Source organism: Streptomyces sp. NPDC057654 (genome assembly GCF_042800135.1).
In the GTDB taxonomy this organism is placed as follows: Bacteria; Actinomycetota; Actinomycetes; order Streptomycetales; family Streptomycetaceae; genus Streptomyces.
In genome coordinates, this window is record NZ_JBHVHQ010000961.1 from 1 (window position 1) to 3,098 (window position 3,098).

Below are 3,098 nucleotides of genomic sequence, written 5' to 3' on the forward strand. Positions count from 1 at the left end.
CAGGGCCCGTACGGCGGCGATCTCCTCGTCCGGCGGGAAGACGCCGCCCTTGAGCTTGAAGGAGCGGAAGCCGTACGCGTCGGCGAAGCGCCGTGCCTGGGCGACGATCCCCGGCGGGTCGAGGGCGGCGCCCCAGTCGTCCTTGGGCGCGTCGGAGGCGGGTCGGCCGGGGTGGGCGCCCCAGCGGTAGAAGAGGTACGCGCTGTACTCGACGCGGTCGCGGACCTTGCCGCCGAGGAGCGCGTGCACGGGCAGGCCGAGCGTTCTGCCGAGCGCGTCGAGGCAGGCCACCTCGAAGCCGGAGACGACGGAGAGGCGGAGTTTGGCGGCGCTGCGGACGCCGCGCAGCCCTCCGGCGTCGACGCCCCCGGCCGCCGCCCCGGCGGGGGATTCCTCCGCCGCCGCGCATTCCGCCGCCTCGGCCAGCGAGAAGAGCCGGTTCATGTCCGTGACCGATTGGCCGATGAGGGAGTCGGCGAGCGGTCGGGCGAGCGCGAGGTAGTCGCCGTCCCCGTAGGTCTCCCCCACTCCCGTCACGCCGTCGCGCGTGACGACTTCGACGATGAGTCGCGGGGTGTACGGCTGGTGGACGCCCTGGGTGTTGAGCAAGGGCGGGTCGGCTATCAGGATCGGGGTGAGGTGAACCTCTGCGATCGTCAGCGACGTATCCATACGTGAACCATATTCAGGGATGCGTTCAGTGCGCTAGATCTCTTCCCGAGATCACTGGACGACATACCGACTGGTCGGCATCATGTTCCGCGTACGCACCACGCCCCTACCGTTCCACTGGCCTACATCCACCACACCGAGGAGCACGCGATGAGCAAGGGCAACCCGCCGGGGCTCGATCTGGAGCGGCTGAGCGCCCACCTGGACCGCGAACGCCCCGGACTCACGACGGCGCAGCTCACCGCCGAGCTGATCGAAGGAGGCCGCTCCAACCTGACGTACGCGGTCACCGACGGCGACTCCCGCTGGGTGGTGCGGCGCCCCCCGCTCGGCCACGTCCTCGCCACCGCCCACGACATGGGCCGCGAGTACCGGGTGATCAGCGCCCTGCACGACACCGCCGTGCCGGTGCCCGAGACGCTGCTGCTCTGCGAGGACGAGGCCGTCATCGGATCGCCCTTCTACGTCATGGAGTTCGTGGACGGCACCCCGTACCGCAGCGCCGAGCAGCTCTCGGCCATCGGCCCCCGGCGCACCCGCGAGGTGGTCCTCGGCCTCGCCGACACGCTCGTACGGCTGCACTCCGTCGAGCCGGCCGCGGTCGGACTTGAGGACTTCGGGCGGCCCGACGGGTTCCTGGAGCGGCAGCTCCGCCGCTGGGGCAAGCAGCTGGAGGCGTCCCGCAACCGCGAGCTGCCCGGCATCGACGAGCTGCACCAGGCCCTCGCCCGCAAGCTGCCGCGCTCCCCCGGGCCGGCCGTCGTGCACGGCGACTACCGCCTCGACAACGTCCTGGTCACCTCGGACGACCGGATCAACGCGATCCTGGACTGGGAGATGTCCACACTCGGCGACCCGCTCACCGACCTCGGCCTGCTGATGATGTACAGCGAGCAGGAGGCGGTCGAGGGCTCCCCCGTGGCCACCACGCGCGGCGCGCCCGGCCACCCCGAACCCGCCGAGATCGCGGAGCGCTACGCCGCCGGCTCCGGCCGCGACCTCGGCGCCCTGCCCTGGTACACGGCCTTCGCCTACTTCAAACTCGCCGTGATCCTCGAAGGCATCCACTACCGCTACACGCTCGGCCAGACCCTCGGCTCGGGCTTCGAGCGCATCGGCGACCTCGTCCCGGTCTTCATCCGCAACGGACTCACCACCCTTCAGGAGGGCTGAGCACACCATGGACTTCGCATTCGACGCCCGCACCGAGGAGCTGCGCGCCGCACTCCTCGCCTTCATGGACGAGCGGGTCCACCCCGCCGAGCAGGTCGCGGCCGAGCAGCGGGCGAAGCTGGCCTCTCCGTGGGACACCCCGGCGATCGTCGAGGAGCTCAAGGCCGAGGCGCGCGAGCGGGGCCTGTGGAACCTGTTCCTGCCGGACGAGAAGTACGGGGCCGGGCTCACCAACCTCCAGTACGCGCCGCTCGCCGAGATCACCGGCCGCAGCCCGCAGCTCGCGCCCACCGCCCTCAACTGCGCCGCCCCCGACACCGGGAACATGGAGGTGCTCGCCCAGTTCGGCACCGCCGAGCAGCGTCGGCAATGGCTGGAGCCGCTGCTCGCCGGGGAGATCCGGTCCGCGTTCGCGATGACCGAGCCCGAGGTCGCCTCGTCCGACGCCACCAACATCGAGACGCACATCGAGCGCGACGGCGACGACTACATCATCACCGGCCGCAAGTGGTACATCTCCGGGGCCATGAACCCCGACTGCCGGATCTTCATCGTCATGGGCAAGACCGACCCGGACGGCGCGGACCTCCGCCGCCAGCAGTCCATGGTCCTGGTCCCCCGCGACACCCCCGGCGTCGAGGTCCGGCGCGCCATGCAGGTCTACGGCTACGAGGACCACTCGCACGGCGGCCACGCCGAGGTCGTCTTCGACGGCGCGCGGGTGCCCGCGTCCAACCTGATCGGCGAGGAGGGCGGCGGCTTCGCCATCGCCCAGGCCCGCCTCGGCCCCGGCCGCATCCACCACTGCATGCGGCTGATCGGGATGGCCGAGCGGACCATCGAGCTGATGTGCCGACGCGCCATGGACCGTACGGCCTTCGGGAAGCCGCTCGCCCAACAGGGCGTCGTCCAGGAGTGGATCGCGGACGCGCGGGTGGCGGTGGAGCAGCTGCGGCTGCTGGTGCTCAAGACCGCGTGGCTGATGGACACCGTCGGCAACCGCGGCGCGCACACCGAGATCCAGGCCATCAAGATCGCGACGCCGCGCACGGTCGTGGACATCATCGACCGGGCGGTGCAGCTGTACGGGGCCGGCGGCGTCAGCCAGGACTTCCCGCTCGCGGAGCTGTGGGCGGGCGCCCGTACCCTGCGGCTCGCGGACGGCCCGGACGAGGTGCACCAGCGGTCGCTGGCGCGGCGGGAGCTGAAGCGGTACCTCTGAGCGGCGGCACGTGTGAGGGGGTGGCCGGAAC

Annotated in this window: 2 protein-coding genes and 1 pseudogene; 2 read left to right on the forward strand and 1 reads right to left on the reverse strand. The window is 71.5% G+C overall.

What is annotated here, in order from left to right:
* Positions 1-672 (reverse strand): annotated as a pseudogene (locus tag ACFU99_RS38900) (glucarate dehydratase); the annotation flags it as partial.
* Between the two features lie 150 nt (positions 673-822).
* Between ACFU99_RS38900 and ACFU99_RS38905 the strand changes: the two are divergent.
* Both ACFU99_RS38905 and ACFU99_RS38910 read left to right on the forward strand, forming a co-directional pair.
* Positions 823-1,845 carry a phosphotransferase family protein gene (locus ACFU99_RS38905; protein ID WP_384402026.1) on the forward strand — a complete coding sequence of 341 codons (1,023 nt, stop codon included), beginning with the start codon at positions 823-825 and terminating at the stop codon, positions 1,843-1,845.
* A gap of 7 nt (positions 1,846-1,852) precedes the next feature.
* A complete protein-coding gene (locus tag ACFU99_RS38910) occupies positions 1,853-3,067 on the forward strand; it encodes an acyl-CoA dehydrogenase family protein (RefSeq protein WP_384402029.1) in 1,215 nt (404 codons plus the stop codon).
* Positions 3,068-3,098 lie beyond the last annotated feature (31 nt).

What these genes read in the sequence shown, in the direction of transcription:
- ACFU99_RS38910 (WP_384402029.1), top strand. Translation starts at nt 1,853, where the DNA reads ATGGACTTCGCATTCGACGCCCGCACCGAGGAGCTGCGCGCCGCACTC.
- ACFU99_RS38905 (WP_384402026.1), top strand. Translation starts at nt 823, where the DNA reads ATGAGCAAGGGCAACCCGCCGGGGCTCGATCTGGAGCGGCTGAGCGCC.